13 protein-coding genes and 1 pseudogene are annotated in these 20,638 nt (G+C 65.1%); 3 read left to right on the forward strand and 11 right to left on the reverse strand.

All coding sequences use genetic code 11. The features are described 5' to 3' along the window. Positions 1–43: 43 nt before the first annotated feature. The 3 genes from ACEOAC_RS17715 to ACEOAC_RS17725 form a co-directional block, all read right to left on the reverse strand. Positions 44–1,030 carry a magnesium and cobalt transport protein CorA gene (locus ACEOAC_RS17715; RefSeq protein ID WP_006462433.1) on the reverse strand — a complete coding sequence of 329 codons (987 nt, stop codon included), beginning with the start codon at positions 1,028–1,030 and terminating at the stop codon, positions 44–46. Positions 1,031–1,092: 62 nt separating this feature from the next. Further along, the gene (locus ACEOAC_RS17720; RefSeq protein WP_413445238.1) at positions 1,093–1,995 is read right to left on the reverse strand and encodes a DMT family transporter; all 903 of its coding nucleotides are present in this window, start codon (positions 1,993–1,995) and stop codon (positions 1,093–1,095) included. Positions 1,996–2,020: 25 nt separating this feature from the next. Continuing rightward, positions 2,021–3,424 (reverse strand): DHA2 family efflux MFS transporter permease subunit, encoded by a 1,404-nt coding sequence (locus tag ACEOAC_RS17725; RefSeq protein ID WP_006462431.1) that lies wholly within the window; start codon positions 3,422–3,424, stop codon positions 2,021–2,023. A gap of 128 nt (positions 3,425–3,552) precedes the next feature. Here ACEOAC_RS17725 and pabB point away from each other — a divergent pair, with 128 nt between their 5' ends. Then, a complete protein-coding gene (pabB, locus tag ACEOAC_RS17730; protein WP_413628492.1) occupies positions 3,553–5,409 on the forward strand; it encodes an aminodeoxychorismate synthase component I in 1,857 nt (618 codons plus the stop codon). Here the strand turns inward: pabB and ACEOAC_RS17735 are convergent. The 5 genes and pseudogenes from ACEOAC_RS17735 to ACEOAC_RS17755 form a co-directional block, all read right to left on the reverse strand. Continuing rightward, positions 5,406–6,944: an efflux transporter outer membrane subunit gene (locus ACEOAC_RS17735; RefSeq protein WP_413628493.1), complete on the reverse strand. Its 1,539-nt coding sequence runs from the start codon at positions 6,942–6,944 to the stop codon at positions 5,406–5,408. The two genes, pabB and ACEOAC_RS17735, sit on opposite strands and share 4 nt — an antisense overlap. Positions 6,945–6,966: 22 nt before the next feature. Further along, the gene (locus tag ACEOAC_RS17740; RefSeq protein ID WP_413628494.1) at positions 6,967–10,203 is read right to left on the reverse strand and encodes an efflux RND transporter permease subunit; all 3,237 of its coding nucleotides are present in this window, start codon (positions 10,201–10,203) and stop codon (positions 6,967–6,969) included. 12 nt (positions 10,204–10,215) lie between these two features. Beyond that, positions 10,216–13,371: an MdtB/MuxB family multidrug efflux RND transporter permease subunit gene (locus tag ACEOAC_RS17745; RefSeq protein ID WP_241811898.1), complete on the reverse strand. Its 3,156-nt coding sequence runs from the start codon at positions 13,369–13,371 to the stop codon at positions 10,216–10,218. Between the two features lie 15 nt (positions 13,372–13,386). Beyond that, positions 13,387–14,997 (reverse strand): annotated as a pseudogene (locus ACEOAC_RS17750) (MdtA/MuxA family multidrug efflux RND transporter periplasmic adaptor subunit). Positions 14,998–15,348: 351 nt separating this feature from the next. Continuing rightward, positions 15,349–15,885, reverse strand: a complete 537-nt coding sequence (locus ACEOAC_RS17755; RefSeq protein ID WP_413445691.1) for a Spy/CpxP family protein refolding chaperone — start codon at positions 15,883–15,885, stop codon at positions 15,349–15,351. Positions 15,886–16,144: 259 nt separating this feature from the next. Here ACEOAC_RS17755 and ACEOAC_RS17760 point away from each other — a divergent pair, with 259 nt between their 5' ends. Continuing rightward, positions 16,145–16,882: a response regulator gene (locus ACEOAC_RS17760; protein ID WP_006462419.1), complete on the forward strand. Its 738-nt coding sequence runs from the start codon at positions 16,145–16,147 to the stop codon at positions 16,880–16,882. Then, positions 16,879–18,255 carry an ATP-binding protein gene (locus ACEOAC_RS17765; protein ID WP_413628495.1) on the forward strand — a complete coding sequence of 459 codons (1,377 nt, stop codon included), beginning with the start codon at positions 16,879–16,881 and terminating at the stop codon, positions 18,253–18,255. Before ACEOAC_RS17760 ends, ACEOAC_RS17765 begins: the two co-directional genes overlap by 4 nt. 84 nt (positions 18,256–18,339) lie before the next feature. On the opposite strand, the gene trpS is transcribed toward ACEOAC_RS17765, so the two are convergent. From trpS to ACEOAC_RS17780, 3 genes are all read right to left on the reverse strand, one after another. Continuing rightward, positions 18,340–19,389, reverse strand: a complete 1,050-nt coding sequence (trpS, locus tag ACEOAC_RS17770; RefSeq protein WP_006462417.1) for a tryptophan--tRNA ligase — start codon at positions 19,387–19,389, stop codon at positions 18,340–18,342. Positions 19,390–19,650: 261 nt separating this feature from the next. Then, complete coding sequence (locus ACEOAC_RS17775) at positions 19,651–20,211, reverse strand: glycine zipper family protein (RefSeq protein WP_006462416.1); 561 nt, start codon at positions 20,209–20,211, stop codon at positions 19,651–19,653. A 76-nt stretch (positions 20,212–20,287) separates the two neighbouring features. Then, positions 20,288–20,614 (reverse strand): hypothetical protein, encoded by a 327-nt coding sequence (locus tag ACEOAC_RS17780; protein ID WP_077237976.1) that lies wholly within the window; start codon positions 20,612–20,614, stop codon positions 20,288–20,290. Between the last annotated feature and the right edge of the window lie 24 nt (positions 20,615–20,638).

Raw genomic sequence — 20,638 nt, forward strand, 5'->3', positions numbered from 1 at the left:
CTATGATCTGAAAGAAAAAGACCGGTTGGACTGGAGCGGCAGCCTAGAGCCATCCTGCCTTGCGCAGACGCCGCCACAGCAGCGTGCAGGCGGTGATGATGCCCCCCAGAACCAGCGGGAAACTCCACTGCCAGGACAAGCCGGGCATGTGCGCGAAGTTCATGCCGTAGAGGCTGAAGATCATGGTCGGGATGGCCAGGATGGCACCCCAGCCAGCCAGGGTCTGCACGATCTCGTTCTGGTGGATGGTGACCTGGGCCAGGTTGATCTGCACCGCCGACTCCACCATTTCGCGCAGGCGGTCGCCGGTGTCGATGAAGCGCACCACGTGGTCATAGATGTCGCGGAAGTAGGCCTTGCCGTCCTTGGTGATCAGCCCTTCATGGAAACGCAGCAGCTGGGTGCAGACATCCAGCAGCGGCGAGGCCGCCGAGCGCAGGCGGATCAGCTGGCGCTTCAACTGGTAGAGCTCCTGCAGGTAGGCCTTGCCGCTGATGGCACCGGGGTTGAAGAGCTGTTCCTCGTACTGGCTAAACTTGGCTTCCAGGTCATCCATGATGGGTCGGTAGTTGTCGACCACGAAGTCCATGATGGAATAGAGCACGAAGCTGGGGCCGCGCACCAGGCGCTCGGGCAGCATCTCGCAATGCTCGCGCACCTTGGCATAGCTGCGCGAGGCACCGTGCCGCACCGTGACCACGAAGCGCGGACCGGTGAGGATGTGGGTCTCGCCGAACTGCACCTCGCCGCCGGCCAGTTGGGCCGTGTGCAGGACCACGAAGAGGGTATCGCCATATTCCTCGATCTTGGGCCGCTGGTGGGCGGCGTAGGCGTCTTCCACCGCCAGTTCGTGCAGGCAGAACTCTTCCTTGATCTTGTTCATCAGCTCGACATTGGGTTCGAGCAGGCCCAGCCAGACGAAGGTCCCCTCCTCTTCCAGCACGTCGCTGATTTCATCGAGGGTGATGTCCCGCAGCTTCTTGCCCTTCTTGTAGACCGTGCAATTGACGATCATGGTGGGATCGATCATGTCTCTTTCCTGTTCTCAACCTGTTCTTGTCGGATCAACCGGGTTCTGTCGGCGACAGTGCCTCAGCCGGTACGCCAGCGCAGGCGCTGCTTGAACACCTGCGCCATGATCACCCCGGCCAGCGTGATCAGGCCGCCCACGGCGTGGTAGCCATGCAATTGCTCACCCAGCGCCGCTACCGCAATGATGACAGTGAACACCGGCATCAGGTTCACGAAAATGGAACAGCGGCTGGCGCCCAGGTAGGCCACGCCGCGCATCCACAGGAACTGCGAGAGGATGGAAGCGGCAATGCCCGCATACAGCAGGATGGGCAGGTTGTCGCGGGTGATGGGCGAATGATGGCCCAGCACGAAGCCCGGGAACAGCAGCACCACCGCCATGAGCACCTGCATGTACAGCAATTGCCAGGTGCGCAGGGGCAGCGCCCAGCGCCGCAGCATCACGCCATACAGGCCATAGGCGATGGTGGCCAGCAGCATCAGCAGATCGCCGGTAACCACGCCCTGCTCGAACAGGTTCTGCGGGTGACCGCGCCCGATCAGCACCGCCAGGCCGAACAGCGACAGCACCCCGCCGGCCAGGGTGCCGATGGTGGGCGGTTCGGACAGCAGCTTGATGCTCAGCACCAGCGTCAGCAAGGGCATCAGCGAGGCAATGATGCCCATGCTGGTAGCCGAAGCGGTGGCCGCGGCGAAGTAGGCCAGGCTCTGGAACAGCACCATGCCCAGCAGCGCCAGCACCAGGATCTTGCTCAGGTGGGGGCGGATCTGCGCGCGTGCGGCCCAGGTCGAGCGCGCCAGGAAGGGCGACATCAGCGCCGCCGCCAGTACCCAGCGGTAAAAGGAAATATCCTCCGGCGCGATGACGCTGGCCGACATCTTGCTGATGACCGTGTTGCCGGCCCAGATCAGGACGGCCCCCAGCGGGAACCACAGGGCTTTGTAGGGCTGATCGCTACGCATTGCGCTCCTCGTCGTGGCGGCCGCATCAGGCCGACTTGTTCTCTTGCTGCCCGGCCATCTCGGCGCCGGCATCATGCGGCAACTGGCGCAGCATCAGCAGCGCCAGCGCCGCTACCGCGCCCACCACCAGGAAGGCCGGCCAGAAATCCTGTGCCACCAGGGTGGCGTGACCCTGGAGGTCGTTCGACATCTGCAGGGCAAAGCCGGCGAGCACCACGCCCATGCCGATGGACAACTGCTGCGCCACGCTGGCCATGCTGGTGGCCTGGCTCAGCCGCTGCTTGTCGACATCGGCGTAGGAAATCGCATTGAGGCTGGTGAACTGCAGCGAACGGAAGCAGCCACCGATGAGCAGGACCAGCACCATCAGCAGATACGGCGTCTGCGGCGTGAAGCCGGCGATGGCCCACAAGCCCAGCACGCCCAGCGCGCCATTGACCAGCAGCACCCGGCGGAACCCATAGCGACGCAGGAAGCGGGCGGCGATGGTCTTCATGAACATGGCCCCGGCCGCCGAGGCGCAGGTCAACAGCCCCGAATGGAAAGGCGTATAGCCAAAGCCCAGTTGCAGCATCAGCGGCAGCAGGAAGGGGATGGCGCCGATCCCCACGCGATAGAGCGAGCCGCCGAAGACACCGGCGCGCAGGGTGGGAATCTTCAACAGCGCCAGGTCAATCAGCGGCGCCGTGGCACGACGCGCATGCCACACGTAAGCCGCCAGAAACAGCACGCCCGCCACCACGCAGGCCAGCGAGACATCGCCCGACACCAGGTGCCGGCCGGAGGTCGCCAGCCCCATCATCAGCAGCGAGCAACCCAGCGCCGAGAGCACGAAGCCCTTGAAATCGAGCGGCGCCACCTGCTCGGCCTTGAGGTCGGGAATGAAGCGCGTAGCCAGGTAGAGGCCGAGAATGCTGATCGGGATATTGATGAAGAAGATCCAGCGCCAGTGGAAGTAGGTCGTGATGAAGCCGCCCAGCGGCGGCCCCAGCACGGGCCCGAACAGCGCAGGAATGGTCAGGTAGGACAGTGCCTTGACGAGATTGACCTTTTCCACGCTGCGCAGGATCACCAGGCGCCCCACCGGCACCATCATGGCGCCGCCGATGCCCTGCAGGAAACGCGCTGCCACGAACTGCGGCAGGGTGGAGGAAGCCCCGCACAGGATGGAGCCCAGCATGAAGACACAGATGGCGGTGCGGAAGATGGTGAGCGAGCCGAAGCGGTCGGCCATCCAGCCCGAGATGGGAATGAAGACGGCCAGGCTGACCAGGTAGGAGGTCAGCGCCAGCTTGAGCGAAATCGGATCGACATTCATGTCCAGCGCCAGCGCCGGCAGGGACGTCGAGATGACGGTGGAATCCATCTGTTCCATGAACAGCGCACAGGCGACGATCAGGGGAATGATGAAGGTGCGTGGAATGGGCATCGGACTAGGTAGTGAAGGGACAGCGCCCTGGCAGCGTGGCAAGCCTTCAAGTATACCTTTTACGCTATCATGCTGCCGGCGGTGCTGCGCTGCCCTGCCTGCCCTTGCCGTCCTTGCCCCCCTGTTCCATGACCGACTGCTTCGCCCTCCTCGACGACCATCTTGCCACGCCGGCCGAACCGCGCTCGCGCCTCTATACCGGCCACCTGCGCACGCTGGCCTGCACCGACGCCGCCGGCTTTCCGGCGCTGCTGGCGCAGATGCAGGCAGCGCTGGCCGCTGGCCAGCATGCGGTCGCCTTGTGGAGCTATGAACTGGGCGCAGCACTGCAGGGTCTGCCGCATCGGCCGCTGACGGCCCCGCTGGCGCGCGTCCTGCTGTTCCAGCGCTGCCAGCGCCTGAGTGCGAGCGAGGTCGATGCCTGGCTGGCCGGCCAATGCGCTGACGATGCCGCCGGCATCGTCAACCTGCGCAGCAGCGTCGATGAGGCCGCCTTCAGCGCCGCCATCGGACGCATCCGCGACTACATCGCCGCCGGCGATACCTACCAGGTCAATTACACCTATCGCCTGCACTTCCAGGTCCACGGTGACGCCATCACGCTCTACCGCCGCCTGCGGGCACGCCAACCGGTGCCTTACGGTGCGCTAGTGCGCGATGCGCAGGGTGGCATGGTGTTGTCCTGCTCGCCGGAACTGTTCGTCTCGCACCAGGATGGCATGTTGAAGGCCAAGCCGATGAAAGGCACCGCACGGGCCATGGACGCCCAGGCTGACGCTGCCGACACGATCAATGCCCAGCGCGCCCTGGACCTGGCCAACGATGAAAAGAACCGGGCCGAGAATCTGATGATCGTGGACCTGCTGCGCAACGACCTGGGCCGCGTGGCCCGCTCTGGTTCAGTCCAGGTGCCGCACCTGTTCGACGTGCGCCGCTATGGGCAGGTGCTGCAGATGACCTCCACCATCCGCGCCCGCCTGCGCGAGGACGCCACGCTAGCCACCGTCATCGCCGCCCTCTACCCCTGCGGCTCCATCACCGGCGCACCCAAGCGGCGCACCATGGAAATCATCAACGAACTGGAAACCGAGACCCGCGGCCTGTACACCGGCGCCATCGGATGGTTCGACGCGCCACGCGAAGGCGGCGGCACCATCGGCGACTTCTGCCTGTCGGTACCGATCCGCACGCTGGAACTGCAAGCGCCTGAGCATGGCCTGCGACAGGGCGTGATGGGCGTGGGCGCCGGCATCGTCTACGACAGTGACGCCGCCTCCGAATTTGCCGAATGCCGCCTGAAATCGGCTTTCCTCACCGGGCTGGAACAGGAATTCAGCCTCTTCGAGACCATGCACGCCAGCCACGCCGGCTGCCGCCATCTGGACTTGCACCTGCAGCGCCTGCAGGCCTCGGCGGCGGTGTTCGGTTTTCCCTGCTACGAGAAGGCGATGCGTCAGCAGATTGATGCGCTCTGCGCCGGCCTGCCCAAGGACGTCGTCCTGCGCCTGCGACTGGCACTGGATGCAGGCGGCAACATCAGCCTGCAGCATGCACCGTTGCTACCGCTGACGGGACCGGTGACAGTCTTCCTGGCCGAGCATCGTTGCGCCAGCGACGACCTTTTCCTGCGTCACAAGAGCACGCGGCGTGCACATTACGACGCGGCCTGGAAAGAAGCCGAACGACGTGGCGGCTTCGACATGCTGTTCTTCAATGAGCGCGACGAATTGACCGAGGGGGGGCGCAGCAATGTCTTCGTCAAACTTGACGGGCAGTGGTGCACCCCGCCCCTGTCCGCCGGTGTGCTGCCGGGCGTGATGCGCCGCGTCCTGCTGGCCGATCCAAACTGGCAGGCCAGCGAAGCCGTGATCACCCGCGCCGACCTGATGCGCGCGCAGGAGGTGGTGGTGTGCAATGCGTTGCGGGGCGTGCTGCAGGCCCGACTGGCAACGCAAGAGCCCGTCAGCGACACTCTCGCCTGCTAACGCAGAGCCGCATTCTCCTTCAAGCCCCTGGCCCGCTCTGCACTCTGCTGCTCCAGCGGTCCCAGGTCATCCAGGCTATGTCCGTCCCAGCCACCGCCCAGGGCCTTGGCCAGCAACACGCTGGCGGCCATGCGGCGGTTGAGGATGTTCAATGAATTCAGTTCGGCCGACAGGGCCGTGGCCTGGGCGGTGATGACGTTGACGTAGCTGACCGTGCCGGCCTTGTACTGGTTGGTCACCAGGGTGACGGCCTGGCGCGCCGCTTGCAGCGCTTCGCCCTGCACCGCGGCTTCCTGCTCCAGGATGCGCAATGCGGCCAGGTTGTCTTCGACCTCCTGGAAGGCGGTCAGCACCGTCTGCTTGTAGGTGGCCACCGTGCCGTCGTAGCTGGCGATGGCCTGATCGGTGGCGGCCTGGCGCGCGCCGCCGTCGAAGATGGTCTGTGCCAGCTGTGGCCCCAGCGACCACACCCGACCCGGCAGTGTGAACCAGTCGGCAAAGGTGGAACTCTGGTAACCGCCCGAGGCCGACAGCGTCAGGCTGGGAAAATAGGCGGCCTTGGCTACGCCGATCTTGGCATTGGCGGAGGCCACGCGGCGCTCGGCGGCGGCCACGTCAGGACGGCGCTCCAGCAGCATCGACGGTACACCCTGCGGGACCGGCGGCGCCACGGCGGTCAGCGGCGACCGGGGTAGTGAGAAGCTGGCAGGCGTCTTGCCCACCAGCAGGGCGATGGCGTGTTCGATCTGGGCGCGGGTGACGCCGTTGTCCAGGGCCGAGGCCTGGGCCGATTTCAGCTGGGTCTGCGCCTGGATCACGTCGGACTTGGCGACCATGCCTGCGTTGTACTGGTTCTGCGCCACCTCCAGCGAGCGCTGGTAGGCCTGCACGGTGTCATCCAGCAACTGTTGCTGGGCGTCCAGCACGCGTAGCTGCAGGTAGTTCTGCGCCACTTGTGCCTGCGCCGACAAGCGGGCGCCGGCCAGGTCCGCCGCGCTGGCCTGGGCGCTGGCCTGGCTGGATTCGACGTCGCGCCGGACCTTGCCCCAGATGTCGGCCTCCCAGGCGGCGGTGAGCGAGAAGGTATAGGAATTGCGCACGCTGCCGGACGATCCGGACGACGACGAGGTACCGGACGAGGTCGATGAACCGGCCGAACCGGAGCGGCCTCGCGAGGCGCCGGCCGAAGCCGACAAGGTGGGCGAATAGGCCGAGCGCGAACTCTGCACCAGCGCCACGGCGCTACGGAAGTTGGCTTCGGCCAGCGCCAGGTTCTGGTTGGAGACGTCCACCTGCGCCACCAGCACATTCAATTGGGCATCGTTGAACATCTCCCACCACTTGCCGTCGGCCATCAGATCACGCGGCTGGGCGGGCTTCCAGTTCTGGCCTTCCTTGAAGACGGCCGGGGCCATGGTGGCCTCGTCCATCTGCGGTCGGACGTAATCGGGGCCGACCGCGCAGGCCGTCAGCGCCAGGCTGACCGCCAGCGCCATCAGCACGGGCTTGAGTTTGAGCAGGTCTTGTTGCGTCATGCGTTTCTCCATGGCGGCAGCCTCAGGCCGCCGAGGTTTCTGTCTGGTTCTTGCGACCGAAGCGGCGCTGGCCCCAGGCGCGCAGGCGTTCCATGTACAGGTACACCACCGGGGTCGTATAGAGGGTGAGCAGCTGGCTCACGACCAGTCCGCCGACGATGGAAATGCCCAGCGGCTGGCGCAGCTCGGCGCCGTCGCCGTGGCCCATGGCCAGCGGGATCGCGCCCAGCAAGGCGGCCATGGTGGTCATCATGATGGGGCGGAAGCGTAGCCGGCAGGCTTCGAAGATGGCGTCACGCGGGGACAGGCCACGATTGCGTTCGGCATCGATGGCGAAGTCCACCATCATGATGGCGTTCTTCTTGACGATGCCGATCAGCAGGATCACACCGATCAGCGCGATCAGGCTGAAGTCGGTGCCGGTCACCATCAGTGCCAGCAAGGCACCCACGCCGGCCGAGGGCAAGGTGGAGATGATGGTGATGGGATGGATCAGGCTCTCGTAGAGAATGCCCAGCACGATGTACACGGCCAGTAATGCCGTCAGGATCAGGAGGGGCTGGCTGGAGGTGGAGGACTGGAATGCATTGGCGGTACCGGCAAAGGTGCCCAGCACATTGGTGGGTACGCCCAGTTGCGCCATGGCGCGGTCGATGGCTTCTGTGGCCTGCGACAGCGACACGCCCTCGGCCAGGTTGAAGGACAGCGTGGAGGCCACGAACTGGCCCTCGTGGCTGACCGACAGCGCGGTCGTGGTCGGCTCGAAGCGCGAGAACGCGGCCAGTGGAATCTGGCGCGAGGGCGCGGTGGAAATGGTCTGCGCCAGGCCGGTGTTGGCATTGAGCTTGCCGGCCGCCGACAGGGCCGGTGGCGTGGACAGGCTGGAGGTGGTCGGCGACAGGTTGGACGAGCCGGCCAGGCTGACATAGGTATCGCGCAGGGTTTCCGGGCTCTGCCAGTATTGCGGCGCGGCTTCCATCACCACGTGGTACTGGTTCATGCCGCTGTAGATGGTCGAGATCTGGCGCTGGCCGAACAGGTCGGACAGCGTGGAATCGATCAGCTGTGGCGTCACGCCGGCCCGCATGGCGGTCTCGCGGTCGATGGTCAGGGTGGTCTGCAGGCCGTTGTCCTGCTGGTCGGTGCTGATGTCTTCCAGTTCCTTGAGGTTGGACAGGGCCAGGCGGATCTTGGGTTCCCAGATGCGCAGCAGGCCGACGTCGTCGGACTTGAGCGAGTATTCATACTGCGAGTCGCTCTGGCGGGCACCGATGCGGATGTCCTGCACCGGTACCAGGAACACCCGGGCGCCAGCCACCTTGGCGGTCTTCATGCGCAGCCGCGCCACTACCTTGTCGGCGCTGTCCTTGCGTTCGGTGAGCGGCTTCAGGGTCACGTACATGAAGCCGCCATTGCGCCGCTGCCCACCGGTAAAGGCCACCACATCGGACACGGCGGGGTCGGCCTTGACGATGTCGATGAAGTCGTTGAGCTTGGTGCGCATGGCCTGGAAGGAAATGGCCTGGTCGCCGCGGATGCCGCCGATCAGGCGCCCCGTATCCTGCTGCGGGAAGAAGCCCTTGGGGATGGCCTTGTAGAGATACACGTTCAGGGCAATCGTGGCCAGCAGGATCAGCATCATCAAGGGGGCCGCCCGCAGGGCCCAGGCCAGGGTGCGTTCGTAGGCCAGCAGCATGTCGTCGAAGATGGCGGCGGTCTGGTCGGAAATCTTCTGCAGCCAGGGATGGCGCCGCTGGCGACGCGCTGCGTCGGCCTCCGGGTCATGGCGCAGCAACTGCGCGCACATCATCGGCGTGGTGGTCAGGGACACCACCAGCGAGACCAGGATGGCCACCGATAGGGTGATGGCGAATTCGCGGAACAGGCGGCCGACGATGCCTTCCATCAGCAGGATGGGGATGAACACGGCGATGAGCGAAATGCTCATCGACAGCACGGTGAAGCCGACCTCGCGCGCACCAAGCAGGGCCGCCTTGTAGGGCTTCATGCCGGACTCGATATGGCGCGAGATGTTCTCCAGCACCACGATGGCGTCGTCCACCACGAAGCCGGTGGCAATGGTCAGCGCCATCAGCGACAGGTTGTCGAGGCTGAAGCCGGCCAGGTACATCACGCCGAAGGTGCCGATCAGGGACACCGGCACCGCCACTGCGGGGATCAGTGTGGCACGGGCGTTACGCAGGAACAGGAACACCACCATGATCACTAGCGCCACCGAGAGGATCAGGGTGAATTCGGTTTCCTTCAACGACGCGCGGATGGTGGGGGTGCGGTCCAGCACGACCTTCATGTCGATGGCGGACGGAATCGAGGCCTGCAACTGCGGCAGCAGTTCACGCACGTTATCGACGGTGTCGATGATGTTGGCGCCGGGCTGGCGGTTGATGATGATCAGCACCGAGGGCTTGCCGTTGGAGGAACCGGCGTTGCGCACATCGGCCACCGAGTCGCGCACCTCGGCCACGTCCTGCACCCGCACCGGCGTCCCGTTGCGGTAGGACACGATCAGTGGCGCGTATTCGGCGGCGGTCTTGGCCTGGTCGTTGGCGTAGATCTGCCAGTTACGGCCATCGTCTTCCAGCAAACCCTTGGGGCGATTGGCATTGGTGGCAGCCACCGCGGTGCGCACGTCGGCGCTGCCGATGCCGTACTTGTTGAGGGCGGTCGGGTTCAGTTCGATGCGCACGGCCGGCTGTGAACTGCCGCCCACGCTGACCTGCCCTACCCCGCGCACCTGCGACAGTTTCTGCGCCACGATGCTGTCGGCGGCGTCGTACATCTGCCCCTGGGTCATGGTGTCGGAGGTCATGGCCAGGATCAGGATGGGGGCGTCGGCCGGGTTGACCTTGCGATAGGTCGGGTTGCTCGGCATGCCGGTGGGCAGCAGGCTGCGCGCGGCATTGAGCGCGGCCTGCACGTCGCGGGCGGCACCATCGATGTCGCGGCTCAGGTCGAACTGCAGGGTGATGCGGGTGGAGTTCTGGGAGCTGGTGGAGGTCATCTCGGTGACCCCGGCGATGGCGCCCATGGCGCGTTCCAGCGGCGTGGCCCCGGTCGCGGCCATGGTCTCGGGGCTGGCGCCTGGCAGCGAGGCAGAGATCGAGATGGTCGGGTAATCCACCTGCGGCAACGGCGAGACCGGCAGCAGGCGGAAGGCCACCATGCCCGCCAGCGCGATGCCGATGGTCAAGAGCGTGGTGGCGATGGGCCGCTTGATGAAGGGAAGCGAGATATTCATGCGCGCATCCGCCTACACCGCCGGCGGCAGCGTGGCCGGCTTGCCGTCTTCACCATCATCATCCTCGCCGCCATGCCCAGGCGCGCGCTGCCCGAAGCGTGCGCGCAGCCGACGGCCCAGGCTGTCGAAGCCGAGATAGATCACCGGCGTGGTAAAGAGCGTGAGCACCTGCGACACCAGCAGGCCGCCCACCATGGTGATGCCCAGCGGCTGGCGCAGTTCGGAGCCCACGCCGGTGCCCAGCATCAGCGGCAAGGCGCCCAGCAGCGCTGCCATGGTGGTCATCAGGATCGGCCGGAAACGCAACAGGCAAGCCTGATAGATCGCCTCGCGCGGGCTCTTGCCCTCGTGCCGTTCGGCCTCCAGGGCGAAGTCGATCATCATGATGGCGTTCTTCTTGACGATACCGATCAGCAGGATGATGCCGATGATGCCGATGATGCCCAGGTCGGTACCGGAGATCATCAGCGACAGCAGCGCGCCGACACCGGCCGAGGGCAGCGTGGAGAGGATGGTGATGGGATGGATGTAGCTCTCGTAGAGCACGCCCAGCACGATGTACATGGTGATGATGGCCGCCAGGATCAGCCAAAGCGTATTGGACAGCGAGGCCTGGAAGGCCAGCGCGGCCCCCTGGAAGTTGGTCACGGTGGAGGCCGGCATGCCGATCTCGGCCTCGGCCGCCTTGATGGCCTCGACCGCCTTGCCCAGCGAGGCGCCCTTGGCCAGGTTGAAGGACACGGTGGCCGCCGGGAACTGGCCGATGTGGTTCACCACCAGCGGCGCGGTGCGTTCGCTGACGGTGGCGATCGACGACAGCGGTACCTTGCCGCCGCCCGAGGTGACCAGGTAGATGCTGTCCAGCGCTTCGGGGCCGCGCTGGAATTCCGGCTTGACCTCCATCACCACGCGATACAGGTTCGATTGCGTATAGATGGTGGAAATGAGGCGCTGGCCGAAGGCGTTGTAGAGCGCGTTGTCGATGGCGGCGGTGGTGATACCCAGGCGCGATGCGGCATTGCGGTCGATCTGGATATAGGCCTGCAGCCCCTGATCCTGCAGGTTGGTGGCCACGTCAGCCAGTTCCGGCACCTGTTGCAGGCGCGCGATCAGCTTCGGCACCCAGGTACTGAGCAGGGCCGGATCGGCGTCTTCCAGGGTGAACTGGTATTGCGTGCGGGAGACGCTATCCTCGATGGTCAGGTCCTGCACTGGCTGCATGTAGAGGGTGACGCCCGGCACTTCACGCGCCAGCGTGGGTTGCAGGCGACGGATCACGTCGGCGGCGGAAACGTCGCGTTCTTCGTGCGGCTTCAGGTTGATCAGCATGCGCCCGCTGTTCAGGGTGGCATTGGTGCCATCGACGCCGATGAAGGAGGACAGGCTCTCCACGGCCGGGTCCTGCAGCACCACCTTGGCCAGTTGCTGCTGTTTTTCTCCCATGGCACTGAAGGAAATGGACTGCGTGGCTTCCGAGATACCCTGGATAACCCCGGTGTCCTGCAGCGGGAAGAAGCCCTTGGGCACGAACACGTACAGCAGCACGGTCAGGCCCAGCGTGGCCACGGCCACCAGCAGGGTCAGCTTTTGGCGCTCCAGCACCCATTCCAGCATGACGCCGTAGCGGGCAATGATGCGATCGAAGAAGACCTGGCTCTTGTGGTAGAACCAGCCCTGCTGTTCTTCCGGCTGATGGCGCAGCAGGCGCGCGCACATCATGGGGGTCAGCGTGAGCGAGACCACGGCCGAGATCAGGATGGAGACCGCCAGGGTCACCGCGAATTCGTGGAACAGGCGCCCCACCACGTCACCCATGAACAGCAGCGGGATCAGCACCGCAATCAGCGAGAAGGTCAGCGAGATGATGGTGAAGCCGATCTGCTCGGCGCCTTTCAGGGCCGCCTGCATGGGCTTCATGCCTTCTTCGATGTAGCGCGAGATGTTCTCGATCATGACGATGGCGTCGTCGACCACGAAACCGGTGGCAATCGTCAGGGCCATCAGGGTCAGGTTGTTGATCGAGAAACCGGCCAGATACATGATGGCGAAGGTGCCCACCAGCGACAGTGGTACCGCCACGCTGGGGATGATGGTGGCCGGCACGTTGCGCAGGAAGACGAAGATCACCATCACCACCAGCGCCACCGACAGCAGCAGTTCGAACTTCACATCGGCCACCGAGGCGCGGATGGTGGTGGTGCGGTCGGTCAGGATGTGGACGTCGATGGAGCCCGGCAGGCTGGCCTGCAGCTGCGGCAGGATCTTCTTGATGCTGTCGACCACGGCGATCACGTTGGCACCCGGCTGGCGCTGGATGTTCACAATCACCGCAGGCTGCTGGTTGGCCCAGGCGCCCAGGCGGACGTTTTCTGCACCATCGATCACATCGGCCACATCGGAGACCCGGATCGGCGCGCCATTCTTGTAGGCGATGATCAGGTTGCGATACTCGTCGGCCGAGCGCAGCTGGTCGTTGGCATCGATGGTGGAAGCGCGGGTGGGGCCATCGAAGCTGCCCTTGGCCTGGTTGACGTTGGCGTTGCCGATGGCGGTACGCACGTCATCCAGATTCAGGCCCAGTGCGGCCACGGCGCGCGGGTTCAACTGCATGCGCACGGCCGGGCGCTGGCCGCCCGACAGGCTCACCAGACCCACGCCCGACAATTGCGAAATCTTCTGCGCCAGGCGGGTGTCGATCAGGTCCTGGACCTTGGGCAGGGGCATGGTCCTGGAGGTGACCGCCAGCGTGATGATGGGGGTATCGGCCGGGTTGACCTTGCTGTAGACCGGCGGCATCGGCAGGTCCGAGGGCAGCAGGTTGCTGCCGGCGTTGATGGCGGCCTGCACCTCCTGCTCGGCCACGTCCAGGCTCAGGTCGAGGTTGAACTGCAGCGTGATCACCGAGGCTCCGCCGGAACTGGTGGAAGACATCTGCTTCAAGCCCGGCATCTGGCCGAACTGGCGCTCCAGCGGCGCGGTGACCGAGGAAGTCATCACATCCGGGCTGGCCCCGGGATAGAGGGTGACCACCTGGATGGTCGGGTAATCGACTTCGGGCAGGGCCGACAGCGGCAGGAGCCGGTAGGCGACGATGCCCACCAGCAGGATCGCCAGCATCAGCAAGGATGTAGCGACCGGCCGCAGGATGAACTGGCGCGAGGGATTCATGCGTGAGCCTTGTGCTTACTTGGCGCCGTTGGCGTTGCCTGCGTTGCTGGCACCACCGGCGCCGCCATTGGCATTGCCCGCCTCGCGCTGGCGCCGCAGTTCCATCATCTTCTGGCGACGCTGGTCTTCAGGCAGCTTCTTGATCTCTTCGCCGAATTCGCCAGCATCGATGCGCTTGTTGAGCTCGGCCCAGCGCTTCTGGCGCTCTTCCGGGCTCATGCCGGCCTGGCCGCCCTGACCTCCTTCCACGCCCTGCCCTGCGGCCTGTCCCGGCCCTTGTCCTTGACCCTGACCACGCTTGCCATGGCGGCGTGCGTCCGGGTTCTCGGTGGTGAGCTTGTTGGCCGGGTCGTCGGCACCACCGCGTGCCACGGCCTCGACCTTGGCGCCTTCGCGCAGCCGGTCGATGCCGTCGATGACCACGGTCTCGCCGGCGGCCACGCCGTCGGTGATGACAGTCAGGTCATCCTGTACCGGGCCGGTCTTGACCGGGCGCACGGTGACGGTGTTGTCTTCCTTGACCACATAGACGAACAGACCCTTGGCCCCGCGCTGGATGGCGGCCGTCGGGATGACGGTGGCACCTTGTTCGGTATTGAGCTGCAGGCGGATATTGACGAACTGGCTGGGGAACAGCGCGTAGTCCGTATTGGGGAACTGGGCCTTGAGCTTGACCGTGCCGGTGGTGGAATCGACCACGTTGTCGATGGTCAGCAGCACGCCGTCGGCCAGTTTCTTCTTCTGCTCCCGGTCCCAGGCCTGGGCCGGCAGCTTGCGACCGCTCTGCAGCTGCTGCAAGACCTTGGGGATATTGTCTTCGGGAATGCTGAAGATGGCGGTGATCGGCTGCAGCTGGGTGATGATGACCAGGCCGTTGGTGTCGCTGGTGGTGACGTTGTTGCCGACGTCGGCCTGGCGCAGGCCCAGGCGGCCACTGATGGGGGCGATCACGCGGGTGAACGACAACTGCAGGCGGGCGCTGGCGACGCTGCCCTCATCGGCCTTGACCGTTCCCTCATATTGCTTGACCAGCGCGGCCTGGGTGTCGACCTGCTGGCTGGCGATGGAGTCCTGCGACAGCAGGGTCTGGTAGCGCTTCAGGTCAAGCCGGGCCGAGCTCAGCAGTGCGCGGTCGCGCGCCAGCTGGCCTTCGGCCTGGGTCAGCGCGGCCTGCAGCGAGCGCGGGTCGATCTCGGCCAGCAGCTCACCGGCCTTGACCACCTGGCCTTCCTTGTAATGCAGCTTCATCAACTGGCCATCGACCCGGGCGCGCACGGTGGCGGTGGCCGTGGGGGTGACTGCCCCCAGTCAGTTCAGGAAGACAACCAAAACCTGCACCCGGGCCTTGGCCACGCACACCGGCATCGTCTGGCCTGCGAAGGCGCCGGCACCCGGGCGGCGGGCGCCCGGACCGCCAGCACCTGGACGGCCACCGGGGCCACCGGGGCCACCCATGGCACTCATCTGCTCCTGCTCGGCCTTCTTCTTGGACCAGTATTTGTACCCGCCACCGGCGGCCAGTGCGGCCACCAGTACCCAGAACCACCAGCGGCGCAGGATGCTGCCACGGGAACGCGAAGGAGATGGGGAGGGAGATGGCTGGCCGGGATTGGGAGTATTTGTCATGTCAGGGAAACCAGTAAACCGATCACGTATGCAGACCGCCAACAGGCGGCCTTGTCTCATGGGAAGTCGATGCAGCGCTCTGCCATCGCGTCGGCGTGCCGTTATCCGGTCACGCAAAGGCAAGAGCATAAGGGAAGGCGGCCCATCCTGTTGGATCGGGCCGCCTACCGCTATTCTCTCCTGGGCGGCTTGCAACTCTGCAACCACGCATGCCACCTGCATCGGCTGGCACGCAGTGTACCCAGCTATTGCCGGCCGCGCCAATGAGAACAGCCTTGCGGGTCAAGCGCAAGGCTGTCGGGGTGGAAAACGCCCGCACTTGCAACGCACGGGCGAATGCCGCCGTGTGCCTTACTTGGCCGGTGCGTCGGGAGCGGGCTTGCCGTCACGCGGCGGGCCCTTGTGTTCGCCACGCTGGCCGTGATGCATCTGTTCCCAGCGATGGTGCTGCATCTTGGCGAACTCGGCGTCGAAGGTCTTCTGCTGCTCCGGCGACAGGGTGGCGTAGAACTCCTTGGTGGCGGCGATGCGCTGTTCGGCGAAGGATTCGCGCTTGCGCATCATGTCCAGCTGCTTGTCCAGGCGTTCCGGGGTGGACAGCTTGGCCCATTCTTCCTTGTTGGGACGGGCGGCACGGTCAAACGGGGCCGGCTTGGTCTTGTCCAGGAACAGCTTCCAGCCGGCTTCCTGGGCGGCGGTGATCTTGAGCTTGTCGTGCAGCTGGGCCTGGTGCTTGGCGCGCATCTGCTCGAACTTGGCGATCTGTTCCGGGCTCGGGGCGTGGCCTTTCGGGCCGTCCGGGGGCATCTGGGCGAAGGCCGACAGGGTCACGGCGCTGATGCTTACGGCGGCGATGCCGGCCAGGATACGGTTCTTGAATGTCAACATGTGTTGCTCCTTTCAGTGGGTCTTGCGCTTGGTACTGTGCTTGTACTGCGCTTGTACTGTCATACAGCGAAGTGCTGTCTTGGCACGGTTCCCATTAAACCGGCGGCGTGTATCGGCGATTTTTCCGCTGTGCCGTCATTTGTATCGTTTTGTATATCCGCAGGCCTCGCAGGTATCGTTTTATTTCCATCCCCCTCCTTGTAAAGACCCGATACAAATCCATCCTGCACGTACGGACAAGTTCGGCATAATGCGTCCCATGGATACAAATACTCACATCCTCGTCGTCGATGACGACCGCGACATCCGCACCCTGCTGGCCGAATACCTGGACAGCAACGGCCTGCGCACCCTGACCGCCACCAATGGCAGCGAGATGCGTCGGGTGCTGGAAGAGTCGCGGGTGGACCTGATCGTGCTGGACCTGACCCTGCCCGGGGAAGACGGCCTGACGCTGTGTCGCAACCTGCGCGCCACCTCATCGGTGCCGGTGATCATGCTGACCGCGCGCGGCGAGCCGCTGGACCGCATCCTGGGCCTGGAAATGGGCGCCGACGACTACCTGGCCAAACCCTTCGAGCCCCGCGAGCTGTTCGCCCGCATCCGCAGCGTGCTGCGCCGTACCCAGGCGCTGCCGCCCAACATGGCCCAGCCGGACGTGGCCACCATGCGCTTTGCCGGCTGGACGCTGGACCTGACGGCGCGCCACCTGGTGAACCGCGATGGCGTGGTGGTAGCCCTGTCGGGGGCGGAGTTCCGGCTGCTGAAGGTGTTCCTGGACCATCCCAACCGGGTGCTCAACCGCGACCAGTTACTGGAGCTGACCCAGGGCCGCGAATCCGATCCCTTCGACCGCTCGGTGGATATCCAGATCAGCCGCCTGCGCCAGAAGCTGGGTGACGATGCGCGCACGCCCACCATCATCAAGACCGTGCGCAACGAGGGTTATGTGCTGGCCACCACGGTCAGCGCGGAAGGTGCAGGCCGGCCGGCATGAAGGATTTCCTGGGCTCCATCGGCAACCGCATCTTCTTCCTGCTGCTGGCGGGCATCGTGGTGGCGGTCATGGCCACCACCTGGTTGTCTGGCAACGAGCGCCGCAGCACCTTGCGCGAACTGCGCTTCCAGCATCTGGCCGACCGCGTGGAACAGATCGTCCAGGCGGTGGACGACATCCCGCCGCCGCAACGTCCCATCGTGCTGCAGGCCGCCACCAACTTCGGTTTCGAGGCGCGCATGGTGGACGACATGAATGACGCCATCGGTCCCAACGCCAGCACCAGCCCGCTCATCGAGATGCTGCAGTCGCGTCTGGGGGAGGACCGCAAGATCGCCGTCCAGCGCGAAAGCGAATGCCCGCCCTTGCGGGCCGATGATGCCCACGCCCCGCGCCGCGACACCTGCCGCGTGATCTACGTGAGCCTGCACGACCAGGCCCTGATGCGCCTGCGCCTGCACCAGCCGGGCGAGCCCCCTACCCTGCGCGGACGCGGTGGACCGGGTGGCCCGTTCGGCCTGCAGTACATCATGCTGTTCCTGGCGCTGATCGCAATGCTGGCCTGGCTGGTGGCGCGCATGGCGACCCGCCCGATCCGCCAGCTGGCGCAGGCCGCATCGCGCCTGGGCAGCGACATCGACCATGCGCCGCTGGCCGAGACCGGCCCCACCGAAATCCGCCAGGCGGCGCATGCCTTCAATGCCATGCAGGGCCGCATCCGGCGCCAGATACAGCATCGCACCCACATGCTGGCGGCCATCACCCACGATTTGCAGACGCCGCTGACACGCATGCGCCTGCGCCTGGAAAAGGTCACCGACGCCGAACTGCAGCAAAAGCTGATCGACGATCTGGGCGTGATGCACGGCATGGTGCGCGAGGGGCTGGACCTGGCGCGCAGCATGGATTCCTCGGAGAAGATACAAGCCCTGGATATCGACTCCCTGCTCGACAGCGTCTGTGCCGATGCTGCCGACGCCGGCCAGGACGTGAGCCTGCAAGGCAGCACCCGCGCCTTCGTGATGGCCCAGCCGGGGGCGCTGCGGCGCTGCCTGACCAACCTGATCGACAATGCCTGCAAGTACGGCCGCCAGGCACGGGTCAGCATCGCCCTGGAGCAACAGAAGATCGCCATCCGTATCCGCGACCAGGGGCCGGGCATCCCCGATGCCGAGCTGGAGGCAGTCTTCGAACCCTTCTATCGGCTGGAAACCTCGCGTTCACGCGATACCGGTGGCACCGGGCTGGGCCTGACCATCGCGCTCAATATCGCCGAGAACCATCATGGCCAGCTGCGCCTGCGCAATCTGGCTGAAGGTGGGCTGGAAGTCTTGCTGGAACTGCCGCAGATGACGCCGACCAAGGCACGCTGAACTCCTCCGCAGGCATGAAAAAACCGCCGCTCCCCTTGCCGGGAAGCGGCGGTCTCGTTTTCTGCAGGCGGTCGCCTGGGCGCCTTAGCCGAAGTAGTTCAGGCCCAGCGCGGCATTGACTTCCGACATGGTCTGCGCGGCCACGGCACTGGCACGCTCGGTGCCGCGCTTGAGGATGGCCAGCACTTCGCCACGGTCCTTGGCGAACTCTTCGCGACGGGTGCGGATGGGTTCCAGCAATTCCTGCAGGATGCCTTCCAGGCGACGCTTGACCACGCTGTCGCCCAGGCCACCCCGGGTATAGTGGGCCTTCAACTCGGCCACGGCATCGCGGTCGGGGTCGAAGGCATCCAGGAAGGTGAACACCACATTGCCCTCGACCTGGCCCGGATCGTCCACGCGCAGGTGATTGGGGTCGGTGTACATGCGGTGCACGGCCTGCTTGATCTCGGCCGGCGTCGCGCCCAGGGCGATGGAATTGCCCAGCGACTTGCTCATCTTGGCCTTGCCGTCGATGCCGGGCAGGCGGCCGGTTTCGGAGAGCACTTCCTTGCATTCCACCAGCACTTCACGATCGACGGTGGCGTTGAATTTGCGGACCAGTTCGTTGGTCTGCTCGATCATCGGCAACTGGTCGCTGCCCACCGGCACCAGTTGCCCCTTGAAGGCGGTGATGTCCGCCGCCTGGCTGACCGGATAGGTCAGGAAACCGGCCGGGATATCGCGCTCGAAGCCGCGCAGGCGGATCTCTTCCTTGATGGTGGGATTGCGCTCCAGGCGCGACACCGTCACCAGGTTCAGCAACACCATCGACAGTTCGTAGAGCTCGCGCACCTGGGACTGGATGAAGATGGTCGATTTCTCGGGATCGATGCCCACGGCCAGGTAGTCCAGCGCCACCTCCAGCACGTTGTCGGTGACTTTCTGGTGGCGACCGACGTTGTCGGTCATGGCCTGCGTGTCGGCCAGCAGCAGGAACTGGCGCGAAGTCTCCTGCAGCGCTACGCGCGATTTGAGGGAACCGATGTAGTGCCCCAGGTGCAGCGGACCGGTGGGACGGTCGCCGGTGAGGACCACGGGCAAGGTGGAAGCGGAGGTCGTGCTGGAAGCGGAACTAGTGGCGTTCGAAGACATGGTCATTCCTGATCGTTAATCTGTCTGGAATGCCGCCGGTCCGAAGCTGAAAAAAACATGCCGCCGGAACCGGCGGCATCACATGGTCAAGCTGTGTGAAAACGGGCCGCCTGGGTCAGGCGCGCCACCAATGCTGGGTTTTCGCAAGTTGGGTTCGGAAAAGCATGGCGGCGAGTATAGCACTGGCGGGCCGCCATGTTGCGTTGCATAAGAAAAAACCGCATCGGGGGATGCGGTTTGTTTTCTTCACCATCTGCGTTCTCAATATGCACCCGGCGGCGGGCCGTAATACGTCGGCGGCGGACCATAGTAGCCCGGAGGCGGCGGCGGCGCGTAGTAGTAGCGCGGGTGGTAGGTATAGACGGTGGTGGTCTGGACCGGCTGCTGCACCTGGTTTCCCTTGCTGTACATGCACTGGGTATAGGTCATGTCATAGCGCTGCTGCATGGAATAATTGCCGCCCGCAGCCGCATTGCTGCCGGCTGCGCTGCCCACCAGCAGGCCACCACCGGCACCGATGGCCGCCCCGGCACCGGCATTGCCGGAAGCCGCGCCGATCAGTGCGCCGGCCACCGCACCTACGGCGGTACCGACCGCGGCGCTGTTGGCCGCATTGTTCTGGGTCTGCGCCGCCTGCCCGCCGATGGCGTCCTGGGCGTACTGCTGGCATTGCTGCTGGTCGGCACGGAATTGCTCGTAACTCTTGTCCTTGCCCGGCATCGCCATCACTGACGGTCCAGTCGGCACGCTGACGCAACCACCGAGCGCCAGCATGGCGCCGACGGCGGTGACGGTAGCGGCGGTCTTGTAGATGGGTTTCACGTTGATTCCTTTATCTGTGAAGGTATTGCTTTAGCGCAGAGCGTCTGAGAACGGCCTGCGCGACCCGGTCGCCAGACTATTGCGGCGGGGGACCGCCGGGAACGGCGGGGGTATTGGGAACCACCTTCATCCAGGGACTGGGGCAGTTCTGGACATAGGGGTAATACGCCTTGGATTCCGCGCAGTAGTACCAGTAATCCTGGCGCGGCGGCTCCACGTAGACCGGTGCCGGCACCCGTTCCACATAGACCGGAGGCGGATAGTAGACCGGCGGCGGCACCCAGATCGGCCCGCCGATCACCACGCCGCCATAGAAGCGCCCATGCGCATACACCGACGCGCTAGCCACCAGGCCGGCCACCGCCAGCACGCCGCAGACGCCGATTGCCGCTATTTTCTTCATGTTATTGCCTTTGGGAGTGTCTCT

Origin of the sequence: Herbaspirillum frisingense (genome assembly GCF_047325095.1) — a bacterium.
Lineage (GTDB): Bacteria > Pseudomonadota > Gammaproteobacteria > Burkholderiales > Burkholderiaceae_D > Herbaspirillum > Herbaspirillum frisingense.

What these genes read in the sequence shown, in the direction of transcription:
- ACEOAC_RS17745 (WP_241811898.1), bottom strand. Translation starts at nt 13,371, where the DNA reads ATGAATCCCTCGCGCCAGTTCATCCTGCGGCCGGTCGCTACATCCTTG.
- ACEOAC_RS17755 (WP_413445691.1), bottom strand. Translation starts at nt 15,885, where the DNA reads ATGTTGACATTCAAGAACCGTATCCTGGCCGGCATCGCCGCCGTAAGC.
- ACEOAC_RS17725 (WP_006462431.1), bottom strand. Translation starts at nt 3,424, where the DNA reads ATGCCCATTCCACGCACCTTCATCATTCCCCTGATCGTCGCCTGTGCG.
- ACEOAC_RS17715 (WP_006462433.1), bottom strand. Translation starts at nt 1,030, where the DNA reads ATGATCGATCCCACCATGATCGTCAATTGCACGGTCTACAAGAAGGGC.
- ACEOAC_RS17760 (WP_006462419.1), top strand. Translation starts at nt 16,145, where the DNA reads ATGGATACAAATACTCACATCCTCGTCGTCGATGACGACCGCGACATC.
- pabB (WP_413628492.1), top strand. Translation starts at nt 3,553, where the DNA reads ATGACCGACTGCTTCGCCCTCCTCGACGACCATCTTGCCACGCCGGCC.
- ACEOAC_RS17735 (WP_413628493.1), bottom strand. Translation starts at nt 6,944, where the DNA reads ATGACGCAACAAGACCTGCTCAAACTCAAGCCCGTGCTGATGGCGCTG.
- ACEOAC_RS17740 (WP_413628494.1), bottom strand. Translation starts at nt 10,203, where the DNA reads ATGAATATCTCGCTTCCCTTCATCAAGCGGCCCATCGCCACCACGCTC.
- ACEOAC_RS17720 (WP_413445238.1), bottom strand. Translation starts at nt 1,995, where the DNA reads ATGCGTAGCGATCAGCCCTACAAAGCCCTGTGGTTCCCGCTGGGGGCC.
- ACEOAC_RS17765 (WP_413628495.1), top strand. Translation starts at nt 16,879, where the DNA reads ATGAAGGATTTCCTGGGCTCCATCGGCAACCGCATCTTCTTCCTGCTG.
- trpS (WP_006462417.1), bottom strand. Translation starts at nt 19,389, where the DNA reads ATGTCTTCGAACGCCACTAGTTCCGCTTCCAGCACGACCTCCGCTTCC.
- ACEOAC_RS17780 (WP_077237976.1), bottom strand. Translation starts at nt 20,614, where the DNA reads ATGAAGAAAATAGCGGCAATCGGCGTCTGCGGCGTGCTGGCGGTGGCC.